The sequence below is a fragment of the Corallococcus sp. AB032C genome (genome assembly GCF_003668935.1).
GTDB lineage: Bacteria > Myxococcota > Myxococcia > Myxococcales > Myxococcaceae > Corallococcus > Corallococcus exiguus.
In genome coordinates this window covers 63,825-82,364 of record NZ_RAWP01000025.1, presented here as the reverse complement: position 1 = coordinate 82,364, position 18,540 = coordinate 63,825, and the positions used below count along the sequence as shown (strand labels likewise).

The following is an 18,540-nucleotide window of genomic DNA, read 5'->3' as shown; positions in this document are numbered from 1 at the left end:
GCCACCACGTCCTCGTCACGGCAGCCCGTGGAAAGCAGGGCTGTCAGGAAGAGAACAGATGTGATTCGGGCAGACAGAGGGAGCGCGGAAGCGCTCCGGTCACGAGCAGGACGGGTCATGGGAGGTTGAGGTTCGACGACTGCAGGCGCGAGCTGGAGTCCACGGTGAGCGTGCCCGTGATGATCAGCGCATCCGGCGTGGCCACGGAGGCCTTCCGGGTAAGGGTGAGATTGCGGAAGGTCTGCTGTCCGGCGGGGGTCGCGGGCAGCGGGGTGGCGGGCGCCGTGGCCGGGTTGAAGGAGGCAGCGTTGGCATTGTCGACGTAGAGGTCGCCGTACGGTTCTTGATGGTCCTTCACGTACACCGTGCCAGGCCCACCCGCGTATGGACCTCCCGTCGCGGAGATATGGGTCCAGTCGAAGGTGGTGCTGGCACCATCATGGTAGACGGCCACGCGCCCGCCTCCACCTGAGACGGTGCTGCTCGCTTCGATGAAGCCCGCCCCCGTCAGCGCCCCTACCTCCAGCCAGATGCTGCCGCCCGCGCCGGACTGGTAGGAGTTGGTGCCGGACGCGGAGTTGGCCACGAGTTTGCCATTGAGGATCAGGCTGGGCGCCGTCAACCGAAGTACGCCGCCACCATTGACACCGGGTTGGCTGGACCCGCCCGCGCCACCGGAGCCACCCGCTCCCGCGAGCGTGGGCGCCTGGTAGTCGCCGTAGGTTGGCGTGGTCACGGAATTCCTGAGGGCTCCATAGCCCGCGTGACTGGCGTTCACATCGACCAGCGAGGACGGGACGTTGCCCACCGTCCGTCCCGCCCGTTGGGTATTCACCTCTCGCCATCCACCCAGGTAGCCGGCTCCGGCGAGATTGATGGAGGCGCCGGTCCCCACTTCCACCGTTCCACTGACGTCCAGGTCCAGCGTCAACGGGTTGCCGTCGGCGGCTCGACCCGTTTCCAGCGATGCATTGAGGCCGGTGATCTTCAGGCTTGAGAGCGCCCGGGGCTGGGTTCCACTGAGGACCAGCACCGCGTCAGTGCCTTCCACCTGAAGCACGGGCGTCGACACGGCGTCGGCCAGTTCCGCGAAGGCATTGTTGCGCACCACGACGCGCTCATAAGTTCCACCCGAAACGGGCGTGGGCCGGGTGTCATTGCGGTTCGCACCGACGTTCAGCTGATCCAATATCAGCTCACCGTTCGTCTGCAGGCTCCCCTTCAGGAACACGGTGCCGGATTTCGCGTACATGCCTCCCTGCGCCGAAATCCTGCTCAAGTCGAACGAGGTCGCCGCCGTGTCGTAGTAGACCGCCACGCGTCCACCGCCACCATAGGCGCCTCCCGCGGCCTCCACCGTTCCGGCGCCCGTGAGCGCGCGCACCTCCAACCGGATGCCGCCGCCAGCGCCGCCTCTGGCCCACGCGTCGACATGAACTCCATTGGCCAGGAGACTGCCATTGAGCATCAGGCTGTCCGCCTTCAGCCACAGGGCGCCGCCGCCGTTGCCACCCTTCTGCGTGGAGCTATAGGCCGAACCTCCCGCACCGAAGTCGGAGGGGTTCTGGATGTCGTCATAGATTGGGATGGCGGACGCCGTGGAGGATTCGACACTCCCGTATCCACCATGACTGCCTCCGAGTGCGTCCGTCCGGCCCGTCGATACGTTCCCCGTGGTCCGTGCCGCCAGCTGCGTGTTCACGCCTTGCCAGCCGCCCAGGAACCCCGCGGCGTTCATGTTGATGGACGCGCCACTCCCGACCTCCACCGAGTCCACGTCCAACTTGAGCGGCAGCGGTTGGCCGTCCGCCCTGCCTTGGACAGACACATAGGAATTGGACCCGGTCACCTTCAAGGACGAAAGCCTGTGCGTCACAGCGCCTTGCAGCGTCACGACCGAGTCTGAGCCCGACACCTCCAGCACGCTTCCTTCCAGGAAGGTCCCCACCACTTCGACCCAGGCACGGCCGCGGACCTCGAAGCGATCATAGCGGCCCGCTGGCACCTGCGTGGCCTTCACCTTCGTCCGGTCAAGGCTGTTCAACTTGTGATCCACTGACAGCGAACCGTACTGCTGCTGGCTGCCCTTCAGGAACACGGTGCCCGGGCCTGCTCGGTCGCCCCCCTTGGCGGAGACCTTGCTCCAGTCGTAGGTGCTGCTGGCCGTGTCGTAGGTGATGGCCACCCGTCCACCGCCGCCAGCTGTTCCGCCCACCGCATCAATGGTGCCGGCGCCGGTCATGGCACCCGCGACATCCACGCGGATGCTGCCGCCCGCGCCGCCGTAGATGCTTCCGTTGACACCATTGGCCTTGAGCGCGCCGTCCAGCTTGAAGCTGGAGGCCTTCACCCAGAGGGCACCGCCGCCATTGCCCCCCTTCGAGGAGCTGCTGGAGCCACCCGATCCACCCGCGCCGAAGTCCGACGGGGTGTGGATGTCGTCATAGAGAGGCACGACCGTGGAACTGGAACCCGCCTCTCCGTAGCCACCGTGGCTGCCACCGGCATTGAGCTGACCGGTAGAGACGTTGCCCTGCGTCCTGCCGGGGCGCTGCTGGTTCACGCCCTGCCAACCGCCCAGGTATCCAGCACCGCTGACGTCAATGGAAGCTCCGCTGCCGACTTCAAGTGTTCCGGTGACGTCCAGCACCAGAGGCTGTGGGGATCCATTCGCATTTGGATTCAGCCACAGGGAGGCATTACTCCCAGACACCTTCACATCCTGCAGTTGATGCGGCGCCGCTCCCGTCAACGAGACATCGGCTGAAGCCACCTGGAAGATGGGCGTGAACAGCGGTTCCGTAACGTCCACCCTCGCGGCGTTACGGACGACGAAGCGCTCATACGACCCGCCTGGAACCGGCGTTCTTCCCGTGCTGGTGGCGTGGGGCGCGACGTTCTCGGAATCCATCACCAGCTCGCCATTCGGCTGCTGGCTCCCCTTCAGGTACACCGTCCCCACGCCGCCATTGAGTGCGCCTCGTGCGGAAATCTTGCTCCAGTCGAAGCTGCTGAGCGCCGTGTCGTAGTAGACGGCGACCCGGCCACCACCGCCTCCATAGCCATTCGTATTGCCGCCCTTCGCCTCGATGCTGCCGGTTCCCGTCAGCGCCCCCACGTCCACGCGGATGCCGCCTCCCGCGCCTCCGTACGAAGAGCCATTGCCTCCATTGGCCAGGAGCTTGCCGTCCAGCTTCAGGCTCCCCGCCGTCAGCCGCAGCAACCCGCCTCCATTGCCTCCTGGCTGCGATGGCGAAGTTGAGCCACTGCCTCCCGAGCCAAAGTCCGACGGGTTCCGCGCGTCGTCATGGACGGGCATCTTTTCCTGCACGCCGCCCGAGACCTGCGCGAAGCCGAAGCCACCGTGGCTGCCAGCCGACACATTCATCCCGGACGACACGTTCCCCGTCGTCCGTCCCACCCGCTGTGCATTTCCTCCCTGCCACCCGCCCAGGTACCCACGCTCGCTCACGTCGACGGAGGCCCCGCTTCCCACCGTCATCACACCACTGACATTCAACTCCAGTGCTCGTGGAACATCGTCCACGCTTTCGTTCAATACCAGCTTCGTGTTGTTGCCCAGGACCGTGAGGCTCGAAAGTCGTAGTGGAGCGCCCCCCACGACCTTCAAGGTCGACGCGTCGCCCAATTCCACCGTCATGCCTTCTCCGAAGGCCCAGGGCTGCCGGAGATCGACCGTGCTGCTACCCAATACCCGCAGGGATGTGAAGCTTCCCGTCAGGCTCCCCAAGAAGGCTACTTCTGCGTGATCCACCTGGAAGATGGGCGTGAACAGCGGTTCCGTAACGTCCACCCTCGCGGCGTTACGGACGACGAAGCGCTCATACGACCCGCCTGGAACCGGCGTTCTTCCCGTGCTGGTGGCGTGGGGCGCGACGTTCTCGGAATCCATCACCAGCTCGCCATTCGGCTGCTGGCTCCCCTTCAGGTACACCGTCCCCACGCCGCCATTGAGTGCGCCTCGTGCGGAAATCTTGCTCCAGTCGAAGCTGCTGAGCGCCGTGTCGTAGTAGACGGCGACCCGGCCACCACCGCCTCCATAGCCATTCGTATTGCCGCCCTTCGCCTCGATGCTGCCGGTTCCCGTCAGCGCCCCCACGTCCACGCGGATGCCGCCTCCCGCGCCTCCGTACGAAGAGCCATTGCCTCCATTGGCCAGGAGCTTGCCGTCCAGCTTCAGGCTCCCCGCCGTCAGCCGCAGCAACCCGCCTCCATTGCCTCCTGGCTGCGATGGCGAAGTTGAGCCACTGCCTCCCGAGCCAAAGTCCGACGGGTTCCGCGCGTCGTCATGGACGGGCATCTTTTCCTGCACGCTGCCCGAGACCTGCGCGAAGCCGAAGCCACCGTGGCTGCCAGCCGACACATTCATCCCGGACGACACGTTCCCCGTCGTCCGTCCCACCCGCTGTGCATTTCCTTCCTGCCACCCGCCCAGGTACCCACGCCCGCTCACGTCGATCTTGCTGGAGCTGTCGACACGCACTTCCTGCGTGACGGTCAGATTCAAGAAATTCGCTCCAGACACGCCCTGCTGGCTGTGGGTCAACGTCGCGCCTGAAAGCACATACAGGTTGCGGAACGTGTGTGCGCCGTCGATGCGCAGCGTCTTGTTGCCCTGGATGACGATGTCCTGGTTTTCGAAACTCATGTCATTCGCGGCGATGACATCAGTGGTCTCCGTGGGATGTACCGGCTCCGCCACGGTCACGCCCTGAATGGCTTCGCCGATCAGCCCCATTCGATCCTGCGCGACGAGCGAGACGGTGACCGTCTCCAACGTCGTAGGCACCCAGGTCTGGCTCAACGAGGCCCCCGAAGGCACCGATGTCACGCGGTTGCCCACGCGCACGCCGTTCACCCGGAACTCCGCCCAGTCAAGCGGGCCGCGATCATCCGTGACCGTGCCGGACAGCACCGTGTCGACACCCTTGCTCGCGATGCTGGGCGTCGCCAGCGTCACCTTCGGCCGCTCGTTGGCCGTGACCGGGAAGTCCCGTGCGTCCGTGGTCATCGCGCCCAAATCGTCCGTGGCGCTTGCCTCCACATGGATCGACGCCGTCCCCGCGCCCAGCGAGTAATCCATGCACTTGCGGACGCAGGTCGGACCACATGACACCTCCGCCACCATCTGCCCCCCACCCACAGTGGCGGTGAAGGACTGGATGCCGCCGTTGTCCGTGGCCTGGATGCAGACGTTCACTGTATCGCCCTCGCGCGGGGCGCTGGGGTTGAGGGTGAATGTGAGCTCCGGGGGCGTATTGGCCTGCAACACCGTCGTGCGTGTGACTTCGTCCGGGCGACCACGTCTGTCTTTCGCCACCGCGCGGAAGACGACCTGCTGCTTCTGCGCACGGATGGGCAGCGTGTAGTTCGCCGTCACGATGTACGTCGTGCTCGAGGCGATCTCCTCGTCATCCGCGAACAACTGGATGCTCTCCAGGTCCCCGTCCGGGTCCGTGGCCGTGGCCTGGACCGTGATGGTGCTGCCCTCGATGGCAGTCGCGGGCGGCAAGTTGAAGGAGAACGACACCGTCGGTTTCACGCCATCCGGCGCCACCGTGTAGGTCTTCTCCACGGGGGTGCTGTGGCCCGCCACGTCATAGGCCGTCGCCTTCAACGTCACCTGCTGGCCCACCGAATCCTCGGGGAGGATCAGGCTGTAGGAGAGGCCCGTACTGACATTGGCCTCGGACGTGGCCGCGATCACCACGCCGTCCTTCTCCAACTCCAGCCAGACCACGCCGTCGTCCGTGGCGTTCACCTGGAACGTGTTCACGTACGGCCCGGCGCGAAGGCTCGAGGGCAGCCCGCTGGGGATGCTCGGCGCCTGCACATCCGGCAGAACCTTCACGAGGATGGAGTTCTCCGCCCCACGGCCCGCGCCATCCGACAGGGACACCGTGAGCGTCGTGTCCAGCGTCGACTCCACCACTGGCAGCCGGAACATGGCCCCGTAGAGCGACGGATCCGTCGCGTAGGGAAGCAGCCTGCCCAGCGACAGCGTTCCCAGGCGCGCCACCAGCGTGGCCGGCGTCACGCCACCCGAGCGACGCGCCTCGACCCATACCGCGGCCCCTGAACGCAGCTGCGTGTTCGCCGAGGGCCAGGTCACCGCCACCGTCGGCGCACCCGTCGTCGGTGCCTTCACCTCGACCATCAACGGGGACGACAGGGCTTCCGTCCCGCCCGCGGCGCGCACGCGCACCTGGAGCGCGTGCCGCTGACCCGCGACGGAACCGCCCGGCACCGTCCAGCGCGCATTCAGCTTCGCCTCGTCCAGCGTCACCACCGGCTGGCCGTCCACCACCAGCTCCGCGCTGTCCAGGCCCACGCCCGTGGCCACGGCGGTCAGGCTCACCTGGCCTCCCGTCTCCACGAGCTGCGTTCCCGTCGGCGCGGACACCCGCACCGCTGGCAGCGCGCCCGTGGGCGGCGTGAAGGCCTGAACTCCGGACGCGCCGGACGCGACCAGCACCCGGCCCGCGAAGACCACCGCGTCGGTCGCCCCGGTAGCTGCCAGGGTCGCCATGAGCGAGAACGGCTGGCCTTCCGGCAGGTGCCACAGTTCGACGCCCGCGGCCCCTTCGCTCACGAGCGCCAACCGGCCCTCCAGCCGGACGCGCTGCACCGCGCCCACCGTCGGCACCGTGCCCACCAGTTGGGGCGCTTCCCCATTCGCCAGCGTGAACACGGAGAACGACGACGCGCCGCCCGCGATCGCCAGCGGACCCGCCAGGGCCACCGTCGAGGCGTTCACCGGCAACGTCGCGACACGGCGCAGCTGGCCGGACGGCGCCACCTCCACCACCGCCACGCCCTGGGCGCCCAACGCCACCAGCGCATGCTGCTCGTCACCCGCCACGTCCAGCACGGCGCTGCCCAGCAACAGCGAGCCAAAGCCATCCGCCGAAGGCCAACGCACCGACTTCACCGTCCCCGCCGACACGGACCAGATGCGACCCGCGGACGCCGCGAAGCGGTCCACGTTTCCGAGCGACGCCGTCAGGGCCCAGCCGTTCGCCGACGTTCCGGCCAACGTTCCGTTGGCCGTTTCCGGGTAGACATTCAGGACCTGGCCGTCCAGCACCAGCACATCCCGGCCCGCGCGCTCCACCTGCCGCACGTCAGTGCCCGAGCGCAGCACGCCCAGGTCGGTCGGAGCCACGCCGCCCGCCACGGACACCGCGTGGACTCCCGCCGTCCGCGCCGCGACCAGCGCTCCGCCACGGAACGGCGTCAATCCCAGCGCCGTGTCCGCCAGGACCACCGCCCCCGCGGACTCTCCCGCCGTGGGCACGGGCAGGCGCATCGCGCGCACTCCCTCGGGGCCGGCCGCGAACAACAGGCCACCGCTGATGGACAGACCGCTCGCGTCCAGCGCCGTGCGCGACACGATTCGCGGCGAGGTCGGCTCGCGCAGGTCCACCACGCGCAGCCAGCCGTCGTCGCCCGCGACATACGCGACGCCTCGCACCACATCCATCGCGCGGACACCCGACGGCAGCTCCAGGGTCGCCACCTTGGTCAGCACGTTGTTCGTCTCGCGCGTCCACACGACCAGCGAGCGGTCCGTGCCCACCACCAGCCGGTCCCCATCCGCCCGGGCCACGCGGCCGACGGCGGGCCAGAACGAGACCGAGCTGTTTCCCGACTCCGCCTCGTAGACGATGAGGTCCGAGGTGCCGTACCACGCCAGCGGTCCATCCATCCCCGCTCCGGCGAGCGACAGGTTGGAGTTCTGCAAGATGGCCGTGCGCACCGGCGCGGACGGGTCGCCCACATCCAGCCGCTCCGACGCGGGGTAGATGGAGTCGATGCGGCCCGCGTAGAAGCCATCCGCGGCGGCGACGGTGACGTAGTTGCCTGCGATGCGCGCCTTCACGACCGGCGACGCGGGCACGCTGACGTCCACCAGCCACAGGCCGGATGCGCCCAGGGCCAACGCCGCGTGCTTGCCCCACACCGCGAGCGCCTTGGGCGCGACCGGCGTGGCGAGCGACCCGAGGGTCTCCAGCCCCGGCGCCTCGGCCGTCCCGGCCACCTTTCCAATCCACAAACCCGAAGCATGGGCGGCGTACACGCGCTCGCCCAGCCGCGTCACGCTCGTGGCTCCGCTCAACGCCACGGTGGCGGCGTCGGCGGGCTGCGCCGGCGACACCACGGTGCGCTGCACCGTGACCGTCTCCACGTTGCCCGACCGGTCCTCGGCGCGGCCCCGCAGCTCCAGCACCGTTCCCGGCGGCGTCTGCTCGGGGACATGGAAGCTCAGCACCGTTCCACTCCGGGCCTGACGCACACCTCCGGCCCAGAGTTCCAACGACACGCGCGCCAGCGCCAGCGTGTCCGAGGCCTTGGCGGTCGCCTTGAGCTCGGTGCCCGCGGCCACGACCGGTCCCGGTGGATCCGTCTCGATGGAGAGGGTCGGCTTCGTCAGGTCATCCAACACCTGGATGTTCAACGTCGCCAGAGCGGACTCGCGGCCCGCCTCCCAGGCCACCGCGCTCAGCACCACCTGCCGGGCCCCCACGACCAGCGGCATCCGCACCGTCGCGTCGACGATGAGGCCCGTTCCCCACGCCACCTCCACCCCATCCAGCCGGAAGCTCACGACCGTGGATGCGGAGCCCAGCGTGGTGGTCGCGCGGACCGTCACAAACTGGCCTTCGATGGCGGAGTCACCGGTGCCATCCCGGCGCTCCAGCGCCACGGACGGCGCGGCACTGGTGGCATCGCGGACGGTTACTGGCAGAACCAGGGCCGGGCCCCGGCGCCCCTGGGCGTCGATGGCCACGAACGACACCTGCATCTGCGTCTCACCGGTCACGGCCGGCGCGAGCAGGCCGCCGGTGAAGGCAGGAGCCGGCAGCAGCACGGGCGTTCCGCTCGCGAGCGTGACCTCCACATTCACCACCTGTGCCGGATTCACCGGCACGGCGTTCACGGCGAAGGTCGTTCCCTCCTCCACGAAGGGAGGAACTTCCGCCGAGGCGAGCACCGGTCCACCCGTGGGCTCCGTCAGCGACACCTCGCGCGTGACGCGAGCCTGTCGTCCGGCCAGGTCCCTCACGAGCAGTTCCACCGTCGCGTTGCTTCCCGTGGTGGGCAGGTCCACCCACTGCGGCAAGCTCGAATCCCTCGCGTCCACCACCACGCCGTTCACGGACAGCTCCGCCGTGAACCCGTTGAGCGGCAGCGCGTCATCCGTCGTCTGCGCACCCAGCGTCAGGCGTGAGCCCTGGACCGCGGAGGACACCAGCGTCCAGGTCAGCTGCGGCGTGGCCGGCCCGCGAACCACCGGAAGCCGCGCCATCCCACGCGGAAGTCCACCGACGAGCGCTCCCGGCACCAGCACCGCCGGCCCGGTCATGGCCGGATACACGCCGGCCACGGCCGGTGCGCCGCGGACGTCCACCACGCGGGCACCCGAGGCGGTGCCCACCACCAGCAGCTCTCCGAAGGCACCCGCGCTCACCGCGGGCGCGCCCATCGTCGCCTCACCACGCGCGACAAGCGCGTTCGTGCCATCCATCCCGAAGCACTTCACGCCAGCGCCCGCAGAGCACACGCCGCCGTCCGCCAGCGCGGCGACCGCCGTGAAGCCGGAGGTCCCCAGCGAGGTGCGGGACAGTTCCTTCGGCGCGTGCGGTTTCTTGACGTCCACCGCGACGAGCTGCGTGCCCGTGAGCGCGAAGAGCCGGTCGCCTTCCGCCGACACGCCCTTCACCGAGCCCAGGCGCAACCGGCCCGCCAGACTGCCGTTGGCGCGACGCACCTCAACACCCTCGTCCGTGCCCAGCGCGAGCCAGCTCCCCGCCCCATCCATCGCCAGCGGGGCGCGGGCCAGCGTCGTCGAATCCTGCGGCTCCAGCGTGGACAGCGAGAAGCGCTCCAGCGACCCCGCGCCATTGCGGCTCAGGGCCACCACCACCGCATCGTCCACGAAGGCCGCGCCCACCGGCGTTCCGAGGACGTCGCGCGTCGCGAGCTTCACGCCCGTCTGCCGCGAGCGCAGTTCCACCACACCCGCGCCGCTGTCATCCGAGCGCACCACCAGCACCTGGTCGCCACGCGACACCAGCGCCACCGGCGTCAGGGAATCCGCCGCGTCCTCCACCCGCGCCGCCTGGCCACTGGACAGCACTGCCAGCGTTCCCGCGTGCTCCACCGACGCCGAGGCACCGCCCGCGGCCGTGACCGAGGCCTGCGCCAGCACCTGCGCGCCCTCGGGCCCTTCCGGCAACTGCGCCTCGCCCTGGACCCCACCCGCGCGCATCCGCACCGGCAGGTCCACACTCCCGACCTTCGCGGTCAGGACAGGCGCGACCCCACCATCCGTGGCGCCCGTCAGCACCAGCGTCGAGCCGCCCAGCAGCAACGTCCCGTCCGGCTCCTGCGCCAGCGACACGCCCACCGCCGTCTGACCGTCATCCACCACGGTGACCTGCCGACGGATGACGGTGCTCGTGCCACCCGCGTTGTCCGTGACCTGGGCTTCCAGCGCCAGAGGCGCGGAGCCCGCTTCCAGGACGGGCGCGACGAACGTCGTGCGCCACGGCGCCTGCGTGAGGATCCGCTCCTCCGTGCCGGCCCGCACCCGCACCGACGCGACTCCCGCCGAGGCCGAGGCATCCACCGAGACCTCGAAGGGCCGCCCTTCCTGCAACGACGCCCCTGCCGCGGGCGAGGACCACGCCACGTACGGCCGGGCGGACGAAGGCTCCACCGTGATGAGGGCCGTGGCTTCCGCCGCGTTGCCGCGGACGTCCTTCGCCACTGCCTTCACCGTGCGCGACGCATTGGACGTCACGGCCGGCGCCTTCCAGGCCACCGTCCACGGGGCCTTCTGGGCCTCGCCTACCTGGGTGCCATCCACGAAGAACGCCACCGACGCCACGCCGTTCGCGTCGGACGCGAGCGCCTCCAGCGTCAGCTCCGAACCGCCCACCACCCGGCCACCCTCGACCGGCGAGCGCAGCGCCACCGTGGGCGCCTGCGCATCGCGCGTCACCGTGACGACGCGCTGCTCCGCGGCCGACACCTGGCCCTCGGAGTCCGTGGCATAGGCGGTCAGCACGCGCTGCACCTGGAGGTCCGTCCCCGGCACCGGGTCCAGCCTCAGCGTGCGCGTCAGCGTCGCGCTCGTGCCGCTCAACCCGTCCAGCCGCGCGAAGGGCACGCCATCCAGGTGCAGCTCCACGGACACGAGCCCGTGGTTGTCGGACGCCGCCACGAGGATGTCCTGCGTTTCGCCCTCGGTGCGCGTCCCGTCCGCCACCGGCTGCTGGAAGGAGACGTCCGGAGGCGAGTCCTCCACCACCGTCACCGTCACCGTCACCGGGTCGCTGACGTTGCCGCTCGCGTCCGTCGCAGTCGCCGTCAGCACGGAGGGGCCCATCGCGGACGACGGCCACGTGTAGCGGTAGATGCCGTTCGTCGCCGTCACCGGCTGGCCGTCCACCTTGAGGGTGGTCGTCGTGGTGCCGCCACTGTCATCGGTGGCCACCACCTGGAACGTCCAGGCGACCTCCGCCGCGAAGCGCGCTTGTTCCACCACCACGGCCCCACCGGCACGGCGCAGCTGCAAGGTGGGCTTCACCGTGTCCACCGTGCGGAACACGCGCGTGAAGGCGGGCGTGATGTTGCCCGCCACGTCCGTCACTCCGGTGACGCTCAACGCATACGACGTGGTGGACGTCAGCGCGGCGCCCGGCGTGAAGCGCAGGGTGCGCCCGTCGCCCAGCAGGCTCGCGGTGCCAGGCACGGCCACGCCAGAGGGATTGCGCAGCAGCTTCAGTCCCTGCGTGCTGGCGCTCGCCAGCGTCTCGTCGAAGCGGACGTCGAAGACGGCGGCCAGCGGGACATTCTGGTTGCCCACGGTGGCCATCGGCTCCACGCGCTCCACGACGGGAGCACGTACGTCACCGCGGTAGACCGCCTGCGCCACCACCACCGGCGTCGCGCCGGGCTGGCTGAGCGTCAGCGTCAGGTGCCGCTCGTCACCCGCCGGAACCAGCGCGTCCACGCGGCTGGCGGTCAGGTTCTGGGTGAACGCCTTCACGCCGTCGAAGTGCACCTCCAGGCCGCGGTGGAAGCCCGCGCCCGTGATGCTCACCGTGCCTCCCGCCAGGTCCACCGCGCGGGGCGTCACGCTCGCGAACGACAGCGGCGCCACGTACAGGAAGCGCGAAGCCGCCACGGCCTCCACGCCATCCACCGCGCGCCGCACGCGCACGTCCGCGGGGCCCGCGACAATGGCCTGCGGCAGGCTCACCTGCAGCTCGTTCTCCTCGAACGGAGCGACGAGCGGCGCGGCGATGCCACCGATGAACACCTGCGTGCCCTCATCGAAGCCCGCGCCCAGCACGCTCACCGTCACGCCGCCCGCCGTCGGGCCCGTGTTCGGCGTCACGGAGGAGATGCTCAACGACACCGCCGGGCCGCCCGCGCGCAGCGGGTAGTCCCACGGGCCCAGCACCGTGCCACCGACGACATCTGGCAGCGCGCCCAGTCCCAGCCGCGCCACGTAGGAGCGCGCCGGGTCGAGCGCCGCCACGGGAGTGAAGACGAGCGCGTGGCCCGAAGCCAGCAACGAACCCTCCACCTCGAGCGCGCCGTCCCACAGCGCCAGCGAGGACGCCTGGGTCACCGTGCTGGGAACCTCCGAGGCCAGGGCCACGGAGACCGCCGCCCCCTGCGCCACCCTCTCACCGGGCAGCGGCGACATGCCGTCCACCGCCGGGTACGGCACCCGGAACACGTGCAGGCTGTTGTTGGAGCTGGCGGCCACGGCCACGCCGTTGATCACCGCCACGTCCGACACGAGGCCCAGGCCGTCCGCGAACGTGCGCTCCTGCAGCCCCTGCGTGGTGTCCAGCCACGACACGCGGCCGCCCTGTGCGGCCATGAGCCACGGGCCCGACAGCGACAGGGTGCTGGAGGTGCCGCCGCTGGGGTCCAGCGCGGACGCCACGAAGCCCGGCGCCTCCACCTCCGTCAAATCGAAGAGGTACAGCTGCCCACCCACGGAGGCCGCCAGGCGCGCCCCCTCGTGCGTCAGGGCGCCGTCACCGCCGGACGTCGTGCCCGGCAGGGACACCTCGCGCAGACGCGTGAGGCTGGCGATCTCCGTGCTGCGAACCTCCAGACGGGCACCGGCCGCGCCATCCCGCACCAGCACCACCAGCGCGCCGCGCACCAGGTCCAGGTCCAGCACCGTGCCCGAGTCGAGCAGCGTCCGCGCGACCACCGCGTATACGCCGTTCACGGGAGCCAGCAGCGCCAGCTCGTTGCCACCTGCCACCGCCACGTACGCCCCGGCGTCGCCCGCCGCGACCGCGCGGAGCGTGACACCCGACGTCGGCGCGAGCTGCACGCGGTCCTTCTCCAGCGGACCACACGTCGCCAGCGGCTGGGGCGCGCACGCACCAGACGACACGTCGTAGCGGACGACCTCGCCCTTGCCCGCGAGGAACAGCGAGTCACCGTGGAGCGCGAGGTCCACGGGCTGCGTCACGCCCGTCACCGTCCCCACCTCCGTGGGGCTCCCCGGAACGGAGAAGTCCAGGGCCGTCAGGAACCCATCCCGGGCCACGAACAGCCGGTGGTCCTTGCGCGCCACCACCTGGCCCAAGCCGTCCAGCTGAGCGCGCTTCGCCAGCGTGAAGGTGAAGCCTCCCGCGAGCGTGGCCTGCTGGGGCGGCGTGCCCGGCGTGAGGACCGTGAGGTCCACGCGCCCCGTCACGTCATCCGGGACCTCCACGAGCAGCGCCCCGGAATCGGAGAACGTCACCGACCGCGCGGGCACTGAACCGAACGACACCTGCGAGCCCGGGAAGAGTCCCTGGCCCGTGAGCGTCACCACCTGCCGGCTGCTGTACGGCGCGCGCGCCGGCTGGACCGCCGCCAGCGACGGAAGCGACAGGTACCGGTAGGCGCCCAGCCGCACGTGCGACAGGCCACCCGGGTTGATGACCTCCACCGCGGCGGCGCCCGCCTTGCCCGGCGGCACCGTCACGTGGACGCGCTTGCCGTCCTGCGACACCTGCGAGACCGCCGCCACCGCGCCGCCCACCTTCACGGTGCAGTCCTGCAGGAAGCCCGTGCCCAGCACGTCCACTTCGTTGCCGCCCGCCTCCAGCCCGTAGGCCGGCGACACGGAGGCCACCTCCGGCCGCTCCTGCGACGCGTTGAGGCTGGTGCGGAAGCGGACCCGGGCCTCGGTGCCCAGCATGGCGCCCCGGAGGTCCTTCAACCCCGCGCCCACGCGGAGCTCGTACCGCGTGTCCAGCGCGAGCGGCGCCGCCGGCGTCAGCACCACCTGGCCGCCCTGCGTGTCGGTCACCACCGAGCGCGACACCGACACCGGCTCGCCGTCATTCGCGCGCACCAGCGTCACCTGTCCGGCGCTCGCCACGTCCGGCAGGGAGGTCAACAGGACGTGGACCTCCGCGCCCGGCGCGACGATGTCCCCTTCCGCCGGCTCCGTGCCGCGGATCTCCAGCGTGTCCAGCTCCACGGAGGCCAGCGCGCCCGCGAGCTGCAGCCCCGCCTGGGCCGGGTCCGTCAGCGGCAGCTCCACCGCCGTGCCCGCGTCGTCCAGCACCAGCGTGCCCACCAGGAGGTAGCGCCCCATGAACGCCAGCGTGCGCGCGTCGCCCACCACCGCCGCCTGGCCCAGCCGGACCGGCGCAGTGCCCTCGCGCACGGAGAAACGCTGCACCTTGCCACCACCCGCGGCCACGTACGCCACGCCCGCCGCGACGCGCGTCTGCTCGGCGGACACCCAGGTGCCGCCCAGCGGATCCTCCACCACCAGGGTCCCCGCGGGCGAGGGCTGGGCGCCCGACAGCTCGTAGATGGCCACCTGCTTCGCTGACCCGAGTGCCAGGAAGGCCCGCGTCCCTTCGGCGCTGATGTGCACCGCCGGGGCCACGAGCTCCGCCACGCCTTGCTCCACCAGGTCGCCGGTCCGCGCGTCCAGCACGTAGAACTTCGGCGCGACCTTCGCCGCGCTGGAGACCAGCAGACGGCTCCCGTGCAACGCCAGGGCGCCCACCCCACCCGGGATGGCGCGCGCGCCAACGCGCAGGGGCTGCGCGGCGGCATTGGCGTTGGACACGTCGAACACCTTGACGCCTTCGGAGTCACCGACGAACAGCAGCGACCCGCCCAGCGCGATGTCCACCGCGCCGCCAGGGACCGTGAGGGCCGAGTACAGCGCGGGCTGACCCGGCGTGGCCACGTTCACGCGCTGCACGCCGCTCGAACCCGCCGCGACGTAGACGGTGTTGCCCTGCTTGAGCACGCGGCGGCTGCCCCCCTCCCCGGGGAAGGTGAGCTGCGCGATGGGGGTGACGTGCGTGGGCTCGCTGAGGCTTGCCAGCAGCAGTCCGCCGTTCGGCGTCTTCCGGTTGGCGGCCAACAGGGTGCCGTTCGCGCCGTACACATCGACGGTGGCGCCGAGCGCGGCATAGGCCACGCCGTTGTCCACCAGCACGTCGCGCACCGGCGGCGTCGACAGCCGGGACACCGCGCCCGAGCCATACAGGAACGAGGCCGGCAGCAGCGACGTGTCGCCCTCCAGCGTCACCCCCACGTCGACCACACCCGCGACATGGGTCGGCGCGACGGCCTCCGCGGCCTGCGTGCCGAGCACCCGCACGTCGAAGGAGTTCGTGCCCCCGAAGGACACCTTCATGCCCGGCGCGAAGCCTCGGCCGGACAACTGCACCTTCACCCCACCCTGCTGCGGCGCGCGGTCCGGCGACAGCGCGAGCAGCTTCAGCGTGTCGCGGAACACGAAGCCACCCAGCTTCAGGGCGGACAGGCCGCTCGGGTCCACCACCTCCACCGCCGCCGCGCCCGCCACCGGCAGGCCGGAGCTGTCCAACGGCGTCGGGGGAATGGTGAGCGAGAGCGTGTTCTCATCCACCACCGTCACCGTGACGGGACGGCCGCCCACGCGGACGACGTCGCCCGCGCGGAAGCCCGCGCCCGTGAGTTCCACCACCGTCGTCCGGTCCGCCCGGCCCGACGCCGGCTTCAGCGAGTCGATGCGCGGCTGGAGCGCCTGCGCGCCCACCACCGTGAACGTCCCGTGGAAGGGCACGGCCTGGGGCTTGAGGCTCATCGACACGAGCCCACTCACGCCCACCGAGACCACGTCCCCATCCTGGAACGGAGCCTCGGGATTGAAGACGACGGAGGAGCCGCGCACGGCGTACTCCACCTTCCGCGTCCCCGGCACCACGAGGGTCGTCCCCGCGCGCAGCGCCTTCACCTCGAACGACGTCGCGGTGAGGGACTCCTCCTTCACCGGCAAGGTGAAGTCCACCTGCACGGAGGTCGTCGCTTCCGTGAGCGCCCCGGACGCGGGCACCATGCCCACGGGCAACAGCTCCACGGGCGGCACCGTCTGCACGGTGTTCGCGCCGTCGGTGGACACGAACAGCGTCCCGCCCACCCAGCCCAGGCCCGCAAGGTCCACGCCCAGGTCGGTGGACTGCACCCGCTGCGGCGAGGACTCATTCGTGAGGTCGAACACGTGCAGCCGCTTGCCCGCGGTCACGTAGGCGCGCTGCGAGCGCACCACCACGCGGCTGCGCACCAGATCCTCGAACTGCGTCAGCGCGGTGTCCACGCTGATGTGCCCCAACAGGGTCCCCGCGCGGTCGCGGATGGACAGCACGAGCCCGTTGCCCTGCGTGCCCACCACGTCGGACGTCAGGACGTAGAAACGCTCCGGCCCCAGGTCCAGGGCCAGCGCGTCCGACCCCAGCTGCCCCGTCGCCAACGGCACCGTCTCCAGGAGCTCCAGGCCGGGCGACGCCGCGTCGAACACCTGCACCTTGCCGCCCGCCACCGTGGGGTTCACGGTGGTGACGAAGGCCCGCGAGCCTTCCAGCCGCACGGACGTAGCGATGCCATCCGTGGCCACCCGCCGCACCAGGAAGGGCGTCTCCGGACGCGACACGTCCACCGCCGCGAGCCCCGCCACGTCATTGGCCAGAAGCGCCAGCGCGCCCGCCACGTCCAGGCCCCGCACCGGCAACGGGGTGCTCAAGCCCCCCAGTCGCAGGGGGCGCTCCTCCAGGCGGACATCGAAGATTTCCAGGCCCGCCAGGGACGGCGTGGAGACACCGACGTAGAGCTTGTCTCCCACCAGCTTGATGTCGGACGCCTCGCGCGGGGGGAACCCGGGCAGGCTCAGCGTCGTGCCAATGGGCAGGTCATAGGAGAAGGTCCCCACGGTGACGGGCACGGACTCCCCCGTCAGCGGATCCTTGTCCTCCGGCCGCGTCAGCGTCACGAGCGCCAGGCCCGCGGCATCGCTGACGGGGGTGGTGAACTCCAGCGAGGACAGGTCGAGGATGTCCACGTCCACGCCAGCAACCGCGCCCACCTTGACCGTCGTTCCGGGCGCCACGGCCTTGCCGGCCACGCTCACCCGCACGCGCGTTCCACCGCTCACCGGACCGTGGTTCGGGCTCAGGGTGACGGCCTTGTTGGCCAGCGGCTCCAGGGCGAGCAGGCCCGCGGGGAAGAAGGTCTCCGGGCCTCCTTCGTCCACGAGCCTCACGTCCACCGGCCCCGCGAACAGCGCCGGCAGCGTCACCTTCAGCGTCGTGTCCGTCTTGTCGCCAACGATGCCTTCCGCGCCCGAGCCCAGGAACACGCGGTTCACGCCCGCGAGCCCATGGCCGTGCACCGTCACCGTTCCGCCCCCGGCCGTGGAGACCGTGGACGGGGAGAACGACGCGATGAGCGGCGCGCGCGCCCCGGCCTTCGCCGTCTGGAACTTCGTGCGCAGCGGCAGGAGCAGCGCACCGCCCCGCTGATCCGTGACGGAGGTGTCGACCTCCAACGTGTACAGCGCTTCCGCCTGCAGCGGCTGCTGAGGCACCGCGACGATGGCGAAGTCGATCTGCCCCGGGATGTCGCGCACGGAGAGCGTCAGCGGCACGTTCGTCCCCTGCGGCCCCTTCAGCCGCACGGAGTCCGCGGTGACGCTCCCGGGCGACACGGGGCGGTTCATCCGGACCACCAGCTCCTGCAGTGACGGCGGCACGAGCTCACCCCGCGCGGGCTGCGTCCCCGTCACGAGCATGAACGGCGTCTCCAGCTCGTACAGGCGCGAGCCTCCGGCCAGCATCAGCCGGTCGCTCACCGGCAGCACGTCCATGGCGGGCTCGACGTTGCCGCCGCTCAGCAGCTCCGGATGGTGGAGGTCGGAGACATCCACCATCACGACGCCGCCCGCGTTCGCCGCCACGAACAGCACGTCGCCCACGAGGCGAAGCCGCTGCGGCTCGCCGGGCGTGTTGGACAGGTCCTCGTCGAAGGGAATGCGGGTGATGACCGAAGGGGTCTGCGGGTTCGACACGTCCACGAACGTCAGGCCGAACTCGGCCGAGGCGAGGATGGCCACGCCGTCGCGGACCACCACGTCCGTGAGGTTGCCGTTCTCATGCAGCGTCCCCACCACGGCCGCGTCCGCGCCCGCCGAGGAGTAGATGAGCA

At 70.6% G+C, this 18,540-nt stretch carries 1 protein-coding gene (cut by a window edge); it reads right to left on the bottom strand.

Going from position 1 to position 18,540, the window contains the following annotated elements; genetic code table 11:
* Positions 1 to 115: 115 nt before the first annotated feature.
* Positions 116 to 18,540, bottom strand: partial view of an Ig-like domain-containing protein gene (locus D7X99_RS13855; protein WP_121778220.1) — the 3' portion only. It continues 15,088 nt past the right edge of the window; 18,425 of the gene's 33,513 nt are visible here — the last part of the coding sequence; its start codon lies beyond the right edge, outside the window; the stop codon is at positions 116 to 118.